At 61.6% G+C, this 14,442-nt stretch carries 17 protein-coding genes and 1 pseudogene; 10 read left to right on the top strand and 8 right to left on the bottom strand.

The annotated features are described in order from the left end of the window. The first annotated feature begins 77 nt into the window (after positions 1 to 77). Entirely contained in the window at positions 78 to 974 is an 897-nt protein-coding gene (locus RWJ89_RS14050; protein WP_131662886.1) for a LysR family transcriptional regulator, read from the top strand. Positions 975 to 1,079: 105 nt separating this feature from the next. Here RWJ89_RS14050 and RWJ89_RS14045 read toward each other — a convergent pair whose 3' ends face one another. Beyond that, complete coding sequence (locus RWJ89_RS14045) at positions 1,080 to 1,973, bottom strand: LysR family transcriptional regulator (RefSeq protein ID WP_316029066.1); 894 nt, start codon at positions 1,971 to 1,973, stop codon at positions 1,080 to 1,082. 153 nt (positions 1,974 to 2,126) lie between these two features. Here RWJ89_RS14045 and RWJ89_RS14040 point away from each other — a divergent pair, with 153 nt between their 5' ends. Next, a complete protein-coding gene (locus RWJ89_RS14040; RefSeq protein ID WP_221949599.1) occupies positions 2,127 to 2,774 on the top strand; it encodes a hydrolase in 648 nt (215 codons plus the stop codon). 306 nt (positions 2,775 to 3,080) lie between these two features. On the opposite strand, the gene RWJ89_RS14035 is transcribed toward RWJ89_RS14040, so the two are convergent. Both RWJ89_RS14035 and RWJ89_RS14030 read right to left on the bottom strand, forming a co-directional pair. After that, positions 3,081 to 3,611 (bottom strand): dihydrofolate reductase family protein, encoded by a 531-nt coding sequence (locus RWJ89_RS14035; RefSeq protein ID WP_316029065.1) that lies wholly within the window; start codon positions 3,609 to 3,611, stop codon positions 3,081 to 3,083. Between the two features lie 219 nt (positions 3,612 to 3,830). Continuing rightward, positions 3,831 to 4,711 (bottom strand): annotated as a pseudogene (locus RWJ89_RS14030) (AraC family transcriptional regulator). A gap of 288 nt (positions 4,712 to 4,999) precedes the next feature. Here RWJ89_RS14030 and RWJ89_RS14025 point away from each other — a divergent pair. After that, on the top strand, positions 5,000 to 5,491 hold the full coding sequence (locus RWJ89_RS14025; RefSeq protein ID WP_077977282.1) for a GNAT family N-acetyltransferase: 492 nt from the start codon (positions 5,000 to 5,002) through the stop codon (positions 5,489 to 5,491). 103 nt (positions 5,492 to 5,594) lie between these two features. Here the strand turns inward: RWJ89_RS14025 and RWJ89_RS14020 are convergent, their stop codons facing one another. The 3 genes from RWJ89_RS14020 to RWJ89_RS14010 all read right to left on the bottom strand — a co-directional run bounded on the left by RWJ89_RS14020 (position 5,595) and on the right by RWJ89_RS14010 (position 8,130). Further along, positions 5,595 to 6,140, bottom strand: a complete 546-nt coding sequence (locus RWJ89_RS14020) for a YbhB/YbcL family Raf kinase inhibitor-like protein (RefSeq protein WP_316031043.1) — start codon at positions 6,138 to 6,140, stop codon at positions 5,595 to 5,597. A 38-nt stretch (positions 6,141 to 6,178) separates the two neighbouring features. Then, positions 6,179 to 7,033 (bottom strand): helix-turn-helix transcriptional regulator, encoded by an 855-nt coding sequence (locus RWJ89_RS14015; protein ID WP_316031042.1) that lies wholly within the window; start codon positions 7,031 to 7,033, stop codon positions 6,179 to 6,181. A 200-nt stretch (positions 7,034 to 7,233) separates the two neighbouring features. Further along, the gene (locus tag RWJ89_RS14010) at positions 7,234 to 8,130 is read right to left on the bottom strand and encodes a LysR family transcriptional regulator (protein ID WP_316031041.1); all 897 of its coding nucleotides are present in this window, start codon (positions 8,128 to 8,130) and stop codon (positions 7,234 to 7,236) included. A 105-nt stretch (positions 8,131 to 8,235) separates the two neighbouring features. Here RWJ89_RS14010 and RWJ89_RS14005 point away from each other — a divergent pair, with 105 nt between their 5' ends. The 3 genes from RWJ89_RS14005 to RWJ89_RS13995 are packed head-to-tail and all read left to right on the top strand — an operon-like array spanning position 8,236 to position 10,310. Next, positions 8,236 to 8,610 (top strand): Atu4866 domain-containing protein, encoded by a 375-nt coding sequence (locus RWJ89_RS14005; protein WP_316031040.1) that lies wholly within the window; start codon positions 8,236 to 8,238, stop codon positions 8,608 to 8,610. A 58-nt stretch (positions 8,611 to 8,668) separates the two neighbouring features. After that, complete coding sequence (locus RWJ89_RS14000; RefSeq protein WP_316031039.1) at positions 8,669 to 9,520, top strand: oxidoreductase; 852 nt, start codon at positions 8,669 to 8,671, stop codon at positions 9,518 to 9,520. Positions 9,521 to 9,575: 55 nt separating this feature from the next. Further along, positions 9,576 to 10,310 (top strand): SDR family oxidoreductase, encoded by a 735-nt coding sequence (locus RWJ89_RS13995; protein ID WP_221998415.1) that lies wholly within the window; start codon positions 9,576 to 9,578, stop codon positions 10,308 to 10,310. Positions 10,311 to 10,345: 35 nt separating this feature from the next. On the opposite strand, the gene RWJ89_RS13990 is transcribed toward RWJ89_RS13995, so the two are convergent. After that, entirely contained in the window at positions 10,346 to 10,909 is a 564-nt protein-coding gene (locus tag RWJ89_RS13990) for a methylated-DNA--[protein]-cysteine S-methyltransferase (protein ID WP_221998414.1), read from the bottom strand. 261 nt (positions 10,910 to 11,170) lie between these two features. On the opposite strand from RWJ89_RS13990, the gene RWJ89_RS13985 reads away from it, so the two are divergent. From RWJ89_RS13985 to ybaK, 4 genes are all read left to right on the top strand, one after another. After that, complete coding sequence (locus tag RWJ89_RS13985; protein ID WP_131662877.1) at positions 11,171 to 11,779, top strand: 2'-5' RNA ligase family protein; 609 nt, start codon at positions 11,171 to 11,173, stop codon at positions 11,777 to 11,779. A 98-nt stretch (positions 11,780 to 11,877) separates the two neighbouring features. Then, positions 11,878 to 12,939 carry a succinylglutamate desuccinylase/aspartoacylase domain-containing protein gene (locus tag RWJ89_RS13980; RefSeq protein ID WP_221944766.1) on the top strand — a complete coding sequence of 354 codons (1,062 nt, stop codon included), beginning with the start codon at positions 11,878 to 11,880 and terminating at the stop codon, positions 12,937 to 12,939. A gap of 119 nt (positions 12,940 to 13,058) precedes the next feature. After that, on the top strand, positions 13,059 to 13,409 hold the full coding sequence (locus RWJ89_RS13975) for an ArsC family reductase (protein ID WP_077977275.1): 351 nt from the start codon (positions 13,059 to 13,061) through the stop codon (positions 13,407 to 13,409). A gap of 31 nt (positions 13,410 to 13,440) precedes the next feature. Then, a complete protein-coding gene (gene ybaK, locus RWJ89_RS13970; RefSeq protein WP_221944768.1) occupies positions 13,441 to 13,914 on the top strand; it encodes a Cys-tRNA(Pro) deacylase in 474 nt (157 codons plus the stop codon). A 63-nt stretch (positions 13,915 to 13,977) separates the two neighbouring features. Here ybaK and RWJ89_RS13965 read toward each other — a convergent pair whose 3' ends face one another. Then, on the bottom strand, positions 13,978 to 14,421 hold the full coding sequence (locus RWJ89_RS13965) for a MarR family winged helix-turn-helix transcriptional regulator (RefSeq protein WP_131662873.1): 444 nt from the start codon (positions 14,419 to 14,421) through the stop codon (positions 13,978 to 13,980). Positions 14,422 to 14,442: the final 21 nt, after the last annotated feature.

Raw genomic sequence — 14,442 nt, 5'->3', positions numbered from 1 at the left:
GATGACCGCCCGTTCTGCTGTACGAATGCGTTCGATACGGGCTTTGGAAGGCGCACCGAGCGGTGCCGGATTGCACCATGATCGACTGGGATGACATTCGCTACTTTCTTGCCGTGGCGCGCGGAGGCTCGGTGCGGGCTGCCGCCGAGGGCCTCGGGGTGTATCACTCGACCGTGCTGCGACGCATCGCCCAGCTCGAGGAACGCCTCGGGGCGCAGATGTTCGAAAAGCTGCCTTCGGGCTACCGCCTGACGGCTGCGGGCGACGAGGTCCTCGAACTCGCTAACCAGATGGAAGCGTCGTCGCACCAGCTGGAGACGCGTGTCTTCGGGCGCGACCAGAGCGTGCGCGGGCAGCTGCGGGTGACGTTGGCTCCAACCCTTGCGACGCACCTGCTCATGCCGGACCTCGCCGATTTCGCGCGTCAGCATCCTGATATCGAGATGGACATCTTGTCGTCCGGCGAGCTGGCAAATCTGACCAACCGAGAGGCCGATGTCGCGATCCGCGTCGTTTACGACCGCAAAACCCTGCCGCTCAATCTTCACGCCCTGAAGGGACCGGAGCTGTTCGGCGGCGTCTACATGTCCTGCGATCGACTGGCCGCGTGGCGCGCGGGCGCGCCGGATCCCATCCGGTGGATCGTCATAAGCATGTTTGGTATCCCGGACTGGGCCAGCGAGGGTGAGGTTCGCACCACGGGGGTTCCGTTCAGGACCACGGACGGCGAGGCGCAGATCGTTGCAGTACGGCAAGGGCTCGGGATCACAACACTGCCGTGCTTCGTCGGAGATGCCGACCCCCTGCTGGTGAGAGTGCCGGGCACCGACCTGCACATGCATGGAACGCTCTGGCTTCTCACGCAGGGGGAGACACGCAAGACGAAGCGCGTGCGGCTCTTCACGGAGTTCGTATCCCGCAGGCTCGCCGCGTACGCTCCGCTTCTCGCCGGGCTGTCCATATCGCGCGACTGACGTCCGGCAGGTCGCCGGCGGCGCTTGCCGTCATCCGGCCGGAAGCCGAGCTGCGATCGCTTGAAGCGGCGTCGTTCAATCCGCGAATGTTGCGCCGTTTGCGCTTTAGCGACCGACACCTGCAAAGTGCGGAGCCGGTTCGCAATACTCAATCAGCAATTCGGTGAGGACCCGTATCTTCCGTGCGGGATGCTGACCTGGCGGGCGGATGACATATGCACCTGCCGGGGGTGGTGGATAATGCGTCATGACCGGCACAAGCGCGCCGGAGGCTATAAATTCATGGGTAAGGCAATCGGGCAGGTAAGCGATCCCTAATCCTGCTGCCGCGGCGGCGACTAGAGCGGTGCCGTTGTCGGCTTTAAAGCGCCCCTGCGGACGAACCGTGATGATCTTGTCGCCATCCATGAGTTGCCAGGCTTCGGTGCCCTGCATGAGGGCCTCGTGAGCGACGAGCGCGTCCGGCGTCTCGGGAGATCCATGCACCTTGATGTAGTCCGGGCTCGCGACGAACTTCCCATAGATCGGTCCGACGCGTCTTGCGATCAAGTTGGAGTCCTGAAGATAGCCAACCCGGATCGCACAATCATAACCCTCTGTGATGAGATCGACGAAGCGATCACTGTAGCAGGTGTGGATGTGGAGCTGGGGGTGGCGGCGCGCCATTTCCGCGAGGATGGGAGCGAAGTGAGTCTGGCCGAAGGAAAGCGGCACGGCAACTCGCAAGCGGCCGCGAAGGTCACCGGCGGGTAGGATCGTTTCCTTGGCCACGTCGATCTCGGCGCAAACTCTCGCTGCATAATCTCGGAACGTGGCCCCTGCTTCCGTGAGAGCGGCGCCCCGAGTGGTCCGTGCAAGAAGCTGGACACCAAGTTCCGCTTCAAGCCGGGAGAGCCGCCGACTGACGATCGACTTGGAGACGCCGAGCCGGAGCGCAGCCGGCGAAACTCCCCCGGCATCAGCCACTTCCACGAAGGTTTGCAGTTCTTCGATGTCCATTTGGCGTTCCCCTTTTCGCGACATAGCTTGCCATAAAAGGGTGCTACCGCATCTCGAGTAGGAACGGCAATACTGCTTCCGGGCAACGTCGCCCCTGGCGCATGTCTCCCGCAAAACCAATGCCGCTCATGGGCGGCAGCAAAGGAAGTAATAATGACCTTTCGTAATGGCCTTGCTTCGCTTCTTCGTCCCGAAGATTCGGTACTCGTTCTGATCGACCACCAGCCTTACCAGCTCACGAACCTGAACAGCCACGATCCGCAGGCGGTGGTCAACAATTCGACGGCCCTGGCGAAGGCCGCGAGGGCTTTCGGTGTTCCCACCATCCTGACGAGCGTGATCGCCGATCGGGGCGGTCTGATCTTCCCGCAAATCACCGATGTCTTCCCGGGCCAGGAGGTGATCGACCGGACGTTCATCAATACCTGGGAAGACAGGAAGGTCGTGGACGCGGTCAGGGCGACCGGCCGCAAGCAGCTGATCATCGCCGGCCTGTGGACCGAGATATGCGTCGCGATGCCGGTGATCCAGGCGCTCGGCGAAGGCTGGGATGTGACTGTTATCACCGACGCGTCGGGGGGCACGTCGGTCGAGGCCCACGAGGTCGCCATCCAGCGCATGATCGCGGCTGGCGCGAACATGATGACCTGGCTGGCGCTGGCGTCCGAATGGCAGCGCGACTGGGCTCGGACCGAGCACGCTGCAGAGTTGACGGAGGTTCTCAAGCAGCACGCCGCTGGTAGCGGTATCGCGTACCTGTGGGAGCAGCAGCTGCTCAACACGCCTGTACCTAGAGCATGATGCCGAAAAGTGTCAGCGGTTTTCGGACGACATCATGCTCTAACTTTTAGAACAGGATTCAGATTTTAGGCCAATCTGGCCTAAAATCATCCCGTTCTGGCAACGCAGGCTGATCTGCACCCGGATCAGGCGCCCGTCCGCTATCGCAGGCATCACCTTTGCGACGGGCGCCCCTATGAATTCGTAGGCTGCGCGCCGTCACCTCCGTCGACGGCACGACGGCGCCGCCAAGCGGGCTGTTTCCGTCGCTTTGACCCAACCCAAGACCAGACTTTCGCGGCGATTTCCATCTGGCGAGTCCCGAGATCAAGCCGGAACGTAGGTCAACCTGATCACATCCTCGCCAATCCGGTCATGAGCCATCAGGCGGAGCGGCGGCCGGGGTCCGGCGAAATATGGCTTGCCGTAACCGAGCACGACGGGGTGCAGGTAGATGCGATACTCATCGATCAGGCCAAGTTCGGTGAGGCTTTGCGCCAAATGGGGGCCGGCAACTTCGATCTCCCCGTCACGTTCCGCCTTAAGCTCGCGGATCGCGGCCTCAAGGTCTTCCCCAACAAGCCTGGCGTTGGGACCGACCGACTTCAACGAGCGCGAGACGACCCATTTCGGCTGATTCCGCCACGCCGCCGCGAAAGCCCGTCGCTCTGCATCCCATTCAGGATGTTCGTCGTCCCAGTAACGCATGACCTCATACATCTGGCGACCGTACACACTGCCCGCCTGCCGCTCTGCCTCCTCGATGAAGTGGCGGAAGAGCGTCGGGCTTGGCCCAAACGCCATATGATCGACGTAGCCGTCCAGGGACTGGTTCATTCCGAATACGAGCTTAGCCATCCTCACTTCCTTTCCTTAAACGGCATATCCGTATATCTGATTGCATTATGCAATCGGTTGCGATTTAACTCAACTGGTTTTAAATCGCAATTTGTTTTTGGAGCAGCCTGAACGCCCACGCTCAGGCTGCCGACTAGTCTGCCTGTCAAGGCTACCTGGGTGGACAACGGCCTGTCCGCTTCCAGCGATCCGAAATGGACAAGCCATCGTCAGAGGGCGCTATTTCAGCGGCAGAAACAACTCCGCCACCGCCTCATGCTCCGGCACTTCGGGGAAGAAGCTCAGCCGCTGGCAATAGATCGGGAAGTCGCGTGCTTCCTCGCCGCTGGCCGGAAGCCAGTCGCGATAAAGGTAGAGCGCGGCGGGCTCCAGATTGTCGGTGTTGCCGACGACGCGCAGCACCGCGCAGCGTCCGCCAGGGATCTCGCCGGCTTTGATCTCTTCGCCGTTCGCCTGGATCGGTTGGTCGGTCCCGACACAAAGGTCGACGCTATAATCGGCAGGCGACTGAGGACGCCGCTCGGAACGCCAGACGTTAAAAGTCGGATTTGTCCTGGGGTGCAGGCCAGCGGCCTTGCGCCAGGCGATGAACCGCTGGATGGTGGCACCGAGCGTCGCCGGGTCGCCCCGATGCTCCATGATCGCCACCGGCGTGGCAGGGCACATTGCGAATTATCACGTCGTCAGTGGTAAAAGTCTTCTGCATGAGCTTGCTCCTTGCATTGTCGAGAGGCCCGAAGGCGGCAAGCCACAGCTCCCAGTCGGGAGACTTCCGAAACGACGAAGGCGATTGACCGAACCGTTGCCGAAAGGCGCGGGCGAAGGCATCCGGCGCATCGTAGCCGGCATCCATCGCTATATCGGTGACGCGTTCTTCGTCCCTGTAAGCCAGCCGGTATGAAGCGCGCTTCATGCGGGCAAGCTGGATATAGCGATGCACGGACAATCCGAAGGTCGCCGTGAACTGCCGGTGGAAATGAAACTTCGAGAAGGCTGCGACACTGCTCAAAACATCAAGAGAGATCGTCATCGAGGTGCCGGTCGATATAATCCAGCACTCGCTGCATCCGCTCATGATAGTTCCGAACCGCTGCGGTCATTCGTCTTGGTCTCCGTGGCAGCTCAAACTAGATCCCTCAGGCAACGCAGCGCTCGACCGATCTTGCGGTTTGGCATGCATCAGCAGGCGTGCCGCCCGATCGGCGCATCTTGCGATCCTCGCCCGACGCTGTTATTCGCATTTCCGTCTTAGAGGAGAATGCCTTTGTTTGCCGTCGCAACGATCCATAACTCACCGGCTGCGGCGGTAGGGATAAAGGCGCTCGGCATCGTGACCGAGCGCTGATCCTCGCTCTATCGCTCGGCCTTTAGCGCGCCAGTGCTGGCGCATGTCTAATGTCGAGAAGACTATGATTATCGAACTAACGTCTCATGATTTTGAAGCGCTGCTGAAGGGCATCGCGCCACGTCATCTGCGCCTTGTCCAAGACAGCGCCATTGCGCCTCCTGAAGTGCTGGCGATGTTGAACCGCCTCGCGGCTGACATCGGCGCGGAATTTTCGCCGTCGGCCTGGATGATCGTGGAGGATGACGAGATCGTCGGCCTTTGCTCTGTCCTCAAGGTTCCTCAGGATGGAAGGATGCATATCGGCTATGGGGTTGCGCCCACCCGCCAAAGCCGCGGATGCACCACGCGAGCCATAGGGCAGTTGCTCGCGTGGGCGCGGAACGACTCTCGCGTCGCCCTGGTCTCTGCGGAGACCGGAGTCGACAACATCGCGTCCCAGCGCGTTCTTAAGCGCAATGGCTTTATCCGGATCGGCGAGCGTATCGATGCCGAAGACGGTCCGCTGATCTGCTGGGAAGCAATGACCGTTTAGGTTGCAGGCGAGGGAGCCCAAACAGGAAACGGCCGGCGAGGTTCAGTCACCTCGGCCGGCCGTTGTCATGAAGGAAATGACGACTGCGGATCTGAAGCCGGCTTCAGCGGCCGTAGGTGACCTCGACGGAGGCCTTGGCAAGCGTATTGGCCCTTACATAGAAGCCAACCATGGCGGCCGGGACGGTCTCGGGAAGCGGGAACTTGTCCACCGAGAGCGCGTAGACCGTGAACTGGTAGTGGTGCGGCTGATCACCCGCCGGCGGGCATGCGCCGTCATATCCAGACATGCCAAAATCCGTGCGACCTTCGACAGCGCCTGCGGGAAGCTTTTTGTCACCGCTTGCGCCAGTGGCAACTTTCGAGGCATCCGCGGGAATGTTGAACACCGACCAGTGCCACCAGCCCGAGCCTGTGGGAGCATCCGGATCGTAAGCCATGATGGCGAAGCTCTTGGTCGCCTCCGGAGCACCCGACCAGGTCAGTTCCGGCGAGATGTTCTCGCCGGCGCAGCCGAAGCTGTTGAAGACCTGCGCGTCGGCCATGGACTTGCCGGCGGCCAGATCCTTCGAGGTGAGCTTCATTTCGGCCTGTGCGGCCGTCGCGCCGAAGACGGACGCGGCGAAAAGTACTGCTGTGATGAAACGCATGCTGTTTTCCTGCGGTTGATAATGCCGGAAAACTATCGTCACTGCGCAAGCGCATCTGCCCCACTACGCTCAACTTCTGCCCCGATCCGCTCAAAACGCTCGGAGCCGCCCCGCACATGGCGCGGATTGACGCCAAACCGGTCCTTGAACCGCGCCGCGAATTGAGAAGGGGAGTCGTAACCGACTTCAAGCGCAACCTGTGCCATCGGCAAGGTTGTGGTTTGAATGAGCCCCAAGGCGCGGTTCATCCTTGTATCGCTCAGGATCTCACTAAAGCCGGTATTCTCGGCGCCGAGCTTACGCCTCAGCGTCGCTTCGCTCATGTTGAACGAGCGCGCCGCGTGCCCCAGCGTCCAATCAAAGGCCGTATCACTTTCGATCATCTGCCGCAGCCGGTCCTCGAACCGAGGGCTTTGGCATTGGCCCAGCACCGCTCCGCAGAGCGCAAACCAGGTGATCAGCTCCATCAAACGAGCCTTGGCAATGGCGCCGGGAAGCCTCGTCAGATTGCCGGGCTGACAGCAATAGTCAAACAGCACCGCGGCTTCCTCCGGCAGCTTCGAGGTGCCTGCGGGGACAGGCCTTGATGGAACGGCGATCGATCCCATCCTGATATCGGCCTCCTCGAAGAGCTGTCGCGGAACAGGAAGCGCCAGGGTTTGATACTTCTGCGGCGCCTTGGGAATGTTCTCCATCGTCAGCGGTCGATAGTCGGGCAGCAAGCCATAGGCGCCGGCTTCGAGGCGCAAAGCCTTGTCATCGGCCATGACGATCTTCGTTCCCGATTGCACCTGTATCAACAGGGGGCTCGTATTGACCAGGCGATAGAAACAGGCTCGCCCGCCCTGACGGATTAAGGCCCTGGCCGGAACGGGAAAGACGTCGTCGAGCATATGTTCTCCGGCAAAAGGATGGACGCGCGGCAACCGATGGACCTTTATTGAACGCCCTGGCTCGCTGGCCTCGATGATCGGGGATATCAAAACCGAATGTCAGCGGCAACATTCAGCCCAAGCGGCAGGCTTTGAGCCCGTCCGACAGGCCTGAAATCGCCGTCATGGCTTACAAGCGGCAGGCCTGAGCCAAAGCAGCATTAGCGCCTGCCGGACCTCCTGACATAGTCGACCAATGCGCGCAGCTTCAACGGCTGCCTCTGGCGCCTGGGATAGTAGAGATAGAAGCCCGGGAAGGGCGGACAGAAATCCTCCAGCAGCAGTACGAGTTCCCCGCGGTCGATATAGGGCTGGAAGGTCTCCACCATGCCGAAGGTGATGCCGGCTCCGGCGCAGGCCATGCGGATCATCATGCCCATGTCGTTGGTCGTAACGGCGGGATCAACCGCGACGTCGAAGTCGCGGTCGTTTTCGGTGAACTCCCAGCGATAGGGTGCCGTATCCGGGCGTGGCCGCCATCCGATGCAGGCGTGGTTCTGCAACTCGCCGGGATGACGGGGATGACCGCGGCGCTCGAGATAGCTGCGGGATGCGGCCGCGCATTGTCGCTGCTCTTCGGAGACTGAAATCGCGATCATGTCCTTTTCGATCACTTCGCCGAGCCGGACACCCGCATCGAAGCCCGCCTCGACGATATCGAATTCGTCATCGGTGATGGTGATATCGAGTTTGATATCAGGGCAGGCTTCCATGAAGCCGGCCAGCAAGGTGCCGGACAGGAAGTTCTCGGCGATCGAGGAAACGGTGATCCGCAGCAGGCCGCTTGGGCGCGCCTGCATTTCCCGCACCGTCTGCATCGCATCCTTTACCTGGCGGACCGATGGACGAACCGCGTTGAAGAACACTTCGCCGGCTTCGGTCAGGCTGACGCTGCGCGTCGTGCGCTGGACCAAGGCGACGCCGACCCGATCCTCCAGGCGCTGCAGGGCCTGGCTGACGGCTGAGCGGGTGACGCCGAGCCGCTCGCCGGCGAGCCGGAAGTTGCGCGCCTCCGCCACCGCAAGAAAAACCGAAATGCCTTCGAGATCGTCGACCATTGGTTAGTCGTTCTAACCAAGGCATCCTGGATTGGCAACTTAATCACTCGAGTTCTCCGTACTATCTTTCAGTCGAAGTCAACGAAGGCTTCGAAAGGCAAGGCAATGCGAAGGATTTTCACAAGCCCCCTCCTGCGGTTTTTCACGGCGGTCACCCTGGCTGGCGTGGCGACCAGTTTGTCCGCCGCCGATACCGTGAACGACCGAGAAACTCAGCAACAACAAACAAGCGAGAGCACTATGCAGCAACATCCCTATGTCGGCATGTGGGTTACGAATGATGGCCGCGTCCGCCACGAACTTCTGCCCAATGGCCGCTACGACGAGGCCCGCGGCAGCCGGGAAAGCGCCTATCGGGGACGCTACGAAGTCACCGGAAGCCACATCGAATATTGGGATGACACGGGCTTCACCGCCGACGGCGATTTCGTCGACGGCAATACCCTCCATCATGGCGGCATGGTGCTTCGGCGCAAATGACGTGCCGCCCGAAAGGCAACACCACACAGAAGAAGGCCGCGTTTGCCGGCCGGAAAGGATGACGATCATGTCTTTCCCAACCCCCATCTGGTTCATCACAGGCGCATCGTCCGGCCTCGGCCGGGCACTTGCCGTAGCCGTCCTCTCCCGCGGCTGGCGCGCCGCCATGACGGCACGCAGACCCGAGACCCTGGCAGATCTCACGGCAGAGCACGGAGACCGCGCGCTTGCCCTTGCACTGGATGTGACGAACAGCCGCTCCATCGCCAGCGCGGTTCGTGACGCCGAAACGCATTTCGGTGCGATCGACGTCCTCGTCAACAATGCCGGCTACGGCTATCTCTCGGCGATCGAAGAGGGTAACGATGCGGAGATACGCGCCCAGTTCGAGACCAATGTCTTCGGACTGATCGATGTCACCAAGCAGGTTCTGCCGGGCATGCGCCGACGCCGGCAAGGGCATATCTTCAACGTCTCCTCGCTTGGCGGGCTCGTCGCTTTTGCCGCAACCGGCTACTATCACGCCACCAAGTTCGCGGTCGAAGCCTTGTCGGAATCGCTTTTCCATGAGGTCAAACCGCTCGGCATCGATGTGACGATCCTCGAACCCGGCGCCTTCCGCACGGATTGGGCCGGCCGGTCGATGGTCGAATCCAGCACGATCATCGAAGACTATGCGGAAACATCCGGCAAGCGGCGCCGGGCCACCCGCTCGATCTCCGGCAACCAGCCGGGCGATCCCGCGCGCGCGGCAACCGCGATCATATCGGCGTTCGAAACGGACGAACCGCCGCTGCGCCTGCTGCTCGGCGCACCGGCCCTGAAGATCGCCCGCGAACGGCTCGATGCGCTAAGCGCAAACTTCGACGCGTGGGCGGAAACAACGCTCAGCGCCGATTTTCCCACCTGACTACCAAAAACCCTCAGCCGCATCGCCAGGTGAGCGGCGTATAAAGGAGCTTGAAATGCCTGATATCAAAGGAAAAGTCATTGCCATCACCGGCGCCAGCAGCGGCATCGGAGAGGCGGCGGCAAAGGTGCTGGCTGCCGCAGGCGCCCATATCGTGATCGGCGCCCGCCGCACCGAGCGCCTCGAGGAACTCGCCGGCGAAATCGCCGCAAAGGGCGGGACGGTGCGCCTGCGACAGCTTGATGTCACCGACCGTTCCCAGGTGGAAGCCTTTGCAGGCTTTGCCTGCTCCGAATTCGGCCGACTGGATGTCATCGTCAACAATGCCGGCGTGATGCCGCTGTCGCCGCTCGATGCCCTCAAGGTCGACGAATGGGACCGGATGGTCGACGTCAACATCAAGGGCGTTCTCTACGGCATCGCGGCAGCGCTCCCGATCATGAAGGCGCAGGGATCAGGGCAGGTCATCAACCTGTCTTCGATCGGCGGCCACAGCGTCTCGCCGACGGCGGCCGTCTATTGCGCGACAAAATTTGCAGTGCGTGCCATCTCGGACGGATTGCGGCAGGAGACCGATCGTATCCGGGTGACTGTCATCTCTCCCGGCACGACGACATCGGAGCTGGCCGACACGATCACCGATCCGACGGCGCGGGACGCCATGAAGGCTTTCAGGGCGATCACGATCAGCCCCGAGACCATCGCCAATTCGATCCTCTACGCCGTCAGCCAGCCTGATGACGTCGATGTCAGCGAGATCATCATCCGGCCGACAGCCAGCCCTTATTGAGCGGCTGAGACTCAGTCAAAAAGCACCTCCGCCGCCTAAAATCCCAGCGACTGCTGGGCAGGCGGCGGCGGGGCGAGGTTGACGCCCTCGAGCTCCAGCATGCGGGTCTTCGATGACGAACCGCCGGGCGCGGAGAAGCCGCCGATCTTGCCGCCGGCCGCAAGCACCCGATGGCAGGGAATGATCAGAGCCACCGGGTTCTTCGCCATCGCCTGGCCAACGTCGCGGGCGGCTTCCGGCCCGACGCCGAGCTCCTTGGCCAGCGCACCGTAAGTGGTCGTGTGGCCCCAGCCGACACGCCTTGCCGCCGCATAAATATCCCGGAAGAAGGTATCCTGGCCGGCAAGGTCGAGTTCGACGCCGGAAAAATCCGTCTCCTCACCCTGGAAGTAACGTTTCACTGCAGCGACCGTCTCCAGTACGGCAGGCGTCGGCGCGCCGGGTTCGGCATCCGGCAGGCGGCGCAGCAGGAGCCGTTCGGTGGCCTCTGCTGACTTGGTCGGCAGCTGGAAACGGGTGATGCCGGCGTCGCTCCAGGCGATGCCGCAGAAACCGCCCGCGGTTTCGAAGATGAGATAGTGGTGCGTTGTCTCAGCCATGACACAGCCTCCGTGTTTTCGATGACCCTCAAAATCGTATGAGACGGCCGCTGTTTCAACCCGTTTCTTGCGCGCGTAAGGCGTCCGGGAAATATCGCGATGCGTCCCTCGCAATGTCGATCGAACATCCAAGTCATCCGTTCAGAGCGGATTGTATCGGAAGCTTATGTTCCCTTTCTGTTCTTGCCATCAATCCCACCGGAGTATCCTTCGCCGCGTTTTTGGAAACGACGAGGCGGGTCATGACGACCCTGAGAGCCGATGAACCAGATTTCCTTCGACTTCGAGGGTGGGCGAAGTCGGAGCGGGCGACCGCGCGAACACCATAGCGGCGGACACCGGCTTTTCTTCGCTCTCTGTCCACCTGGGGCGGTTGAGCGGCAGGCGGCTTCGATCTCCTGTGATTATGGCAAGGCTTTCTCCCTTTCGGCAAAGCCGCGGCTGAAGACGCTGCATTTGACGATCATCGGCATCGACGATTATCAGGAATTGCCGGAGGACGCGGTGTTTGCGGCGCGGCAAGCCGGCGCCACGGTGGAGGGCGCGCCGATTGCGATCACTTTCGACAGGATTATGAGCTTCAGGCGGGAAGGCAAGGCGCGACCGCTCGTGCTTTGCGGCGAAGGCGGGCGGAAGGCGCTCACCCGGCTGCATGTCCAGCTCGGCGTCGGCATGCACAATGCCGGACTGCGCCACAATATCCGCCGCGATTTCACGCCGCATATGACGCTACTCTACGACCGCAAGACCGTGCCGCCGACGAGCCTCGACGCACCCGTTTCATGGACGGCATCCGAATTCCTGCTCGTCCACAGTCTTCTCGGAAAAACCGAACATCGAATCATCGATCGCTGGCCGTTGCTCGGCTGAGGCAACGATGTCCTCCCTACTCCGGCTTGCGCTTGGCTGATTTACGCGCATAAAGCTCGGGAAACCTGTTCGGATTGCAGCCGGGGAGCGAAGACAAAATGGACGTTTCAGAGATCATCATCCCTGGAGATACGCCGGGAACGGAGTGGCGGTTGCCGGTACTGCGCTTTAAAGGCCACGATCCGAAGGCGCCGAAGACCTATATCCAGGCGGCACTGCATGCCGGCGAGCTGCCGGGAACGGTGCTGCTGCATTTCCTCTGCGAGCGGCTGCGGCGGTCGGAAAGCCAAGGCGGGATCGCCGGCGATATCACCATCGTGCCGCAGGCCAATCCGATCGGTGCGGCGCAATCGCATTTCGGCGAGCTGCAGGGCCGTTTCGACCTGGGCTCACGCACCAATTTCAACCGGGATTTCCCGCTGATCTCGATTGTCGATCGCGCCACGCTGATCGAAGATCTCGACGATTACCCGGCTACCGACAGATTGAAGCGGCAGCTGCTGCATATGGCGCTTGGCGCCGATCTGGTGCTCGACCTGCATTGCGACGATGAATCCCTGCAATATGCCTATATCGACGAGGCCTTCTGGCCGGAAGCCGCCGATCTTGCCGCTGCACTCGAGATGGAGGCCGTGCTGCTTTCGGATGGCGAAAGCTCGGCCTTCGAGGAGGCCGTCGGCTTTGCATGGAAATATGAAGTTCCCGGCGAGCGTCGGGCCCGGCTGCCCGGCAAACTCTCCGTCACAGTCGAGCTGCGCGGCAAACGCGACGTCGATCCGGTGCTGGCGAAAAAGGATGCGGACGGGCTCTGGCACTTCCTTGCGGCACGGGGGATCGTTGGCGATGGGAAGCCGGCGGCAACGGTATTTTCCGGTCCGGCCGTACCGCTCGACAATGTCGAGATCATCCGTACGCCAGAAGGCGGAGCCGTACTCTTCTATCGCGATATCGGCGAGAGGGTTGCGGAAGGCGATCTTCTGGCGACGATTGTCACCCGGCCGGGGCAGCCTGGCGGCACCATCGAGCTTACCGCGCCGCAGGACGGGCTGATCCTCACCCGAACCTCCGACCGGCTGGTGCGGCGGCGCGGCGACCTGATGAAGATCGCCTGCGACGAACCCAGCAAGGCTTCGCGCAAGGCCGGCACGCTGGAGAATTGAACGGGACCGGTTTTGTCCTGCTGCGATTGTCGAAGCGCTGGGGGATAAAAGGTCGCACGGCGTTTGCGCCGGCCTTCGTGCATGTTATCTCGCTGTCATCACAGGGAGATCGATCGGGCATGGCCGTCACCATCTATGGCATCAAGAATTGCGACACGATGAAGAAGGCCCGCAGCTGGCTGGAAGAACATCGCGTCGCCTATGAGTTTCACGACTACAAGGCGCTCGGTATCGACCGCGCCCATCTCGAAACCTGGATCGACCAAGCCGGCCTCGATACCGTGCTCAACCGCGCCGGCACCACCTTCCGCAAATTGCCCGATGCCCAGCGCGAGAACCTGACCCGGGAGAAGGCAATCCAGCTGATGCTCGATCAGCCGTCGATGATCAAGCGGCCCGTGCTGGAGGCGAAGGGCAAGCTGCTGGTCGGCTTCAAGCCGGAGATTTACGCCGGTGCATTCGGCGGCTGACGGCGGGCCGCTGAACTCACGAGGGAAAGAGATGTCCAAGGCCACGCGCGCGACACAGCTTCTTTCGCAGGCAGGCGTCGCCTTCACTGTCCATGTCTATGACTACGACCCCAATGCCGAGCGCGTTGGGTTGCAGGCGGCCGAAGCACTCGGCGAGGCGCCGCATCGGGTGCTGAAGACGCTGATGGCGGAGGTGGACGGCAAGCCGGTCTGCGTCGTCGTGCCATCGGATCGTGAAGTCAGCATGAAAAAACTTGCCAGCGCCTTTCGCGGCAAATCGGCCAACATGATGAAGCCTGCCGATGCCGAGCGGCTGACAGGTTATCATGTCGGCGGCATCAGCCCTTTCGGCCAGAAGAAGACCGTGCCGACGGCGATCGAGGAGGCCGCGCTTGGCGAACCGCTGGTCTACATCAATGGCGGGCAGCGCGGGCTGCAGGTGCGGCTCGATCCGAAGCATGCGTTGAAGGCGCTGAAGGCCGTCGCCGCGCCGCTGATTGCCTGATCGGAGCATGATGCCGAAAAGTGTGAGCGGTTTTCGGACGACATCATGCTCTTACTATTGAATCTAGAGGAAGCGGTCGAGCAGCCGGGCGATCGTCTTCGCCTCGTTTTCGGCAAGCTTGCAACCGATATGGGTCTCGATCGATTTGGCATAGACGGTCCACATGCGCTCGCGAAGCTTTCGGCCGGCATCAGTGATCACCACCCAACGGCCGCGCCCATCTTCAGCGAAGGCCTCGCGCCGGACCAGGCCCTCTTTTTCCAGCCGATCGATCAGCCGGGAAAGATTATACTGGGCCAGCAATGTCCGCTCTTCGATTTCGTAGGGGCGCAGCCTGCCGTCTTGCGAGCGCGCCAATTCCCACAGCACGTCATACCAGGCAAGCGGCGGCATGCCGGCCGCCTTCAGGTCGGCTTCGATGGCGCCAAGCAACCGCTCGCGGGCGCGCATGATGCTCGTCCAGGCAGAGGTGACCGCTTCGCTCGGATTCGACGGTTTTTCAGACATAAATGCAGTTACATCTATCTT

Source organism: Rhizobium sp. 10PS4 (assembly GCF_032464805.1).
GTDB lineage: Bacteria > Pseudomonadota > Alphaproteobacteria > Rhizobiales > Rhizobiaceae > Rhizobium > Rhizobium laguerreae.
This window is presented reverse-complemented; position numbering and strand designations above follow the sequence as displayed.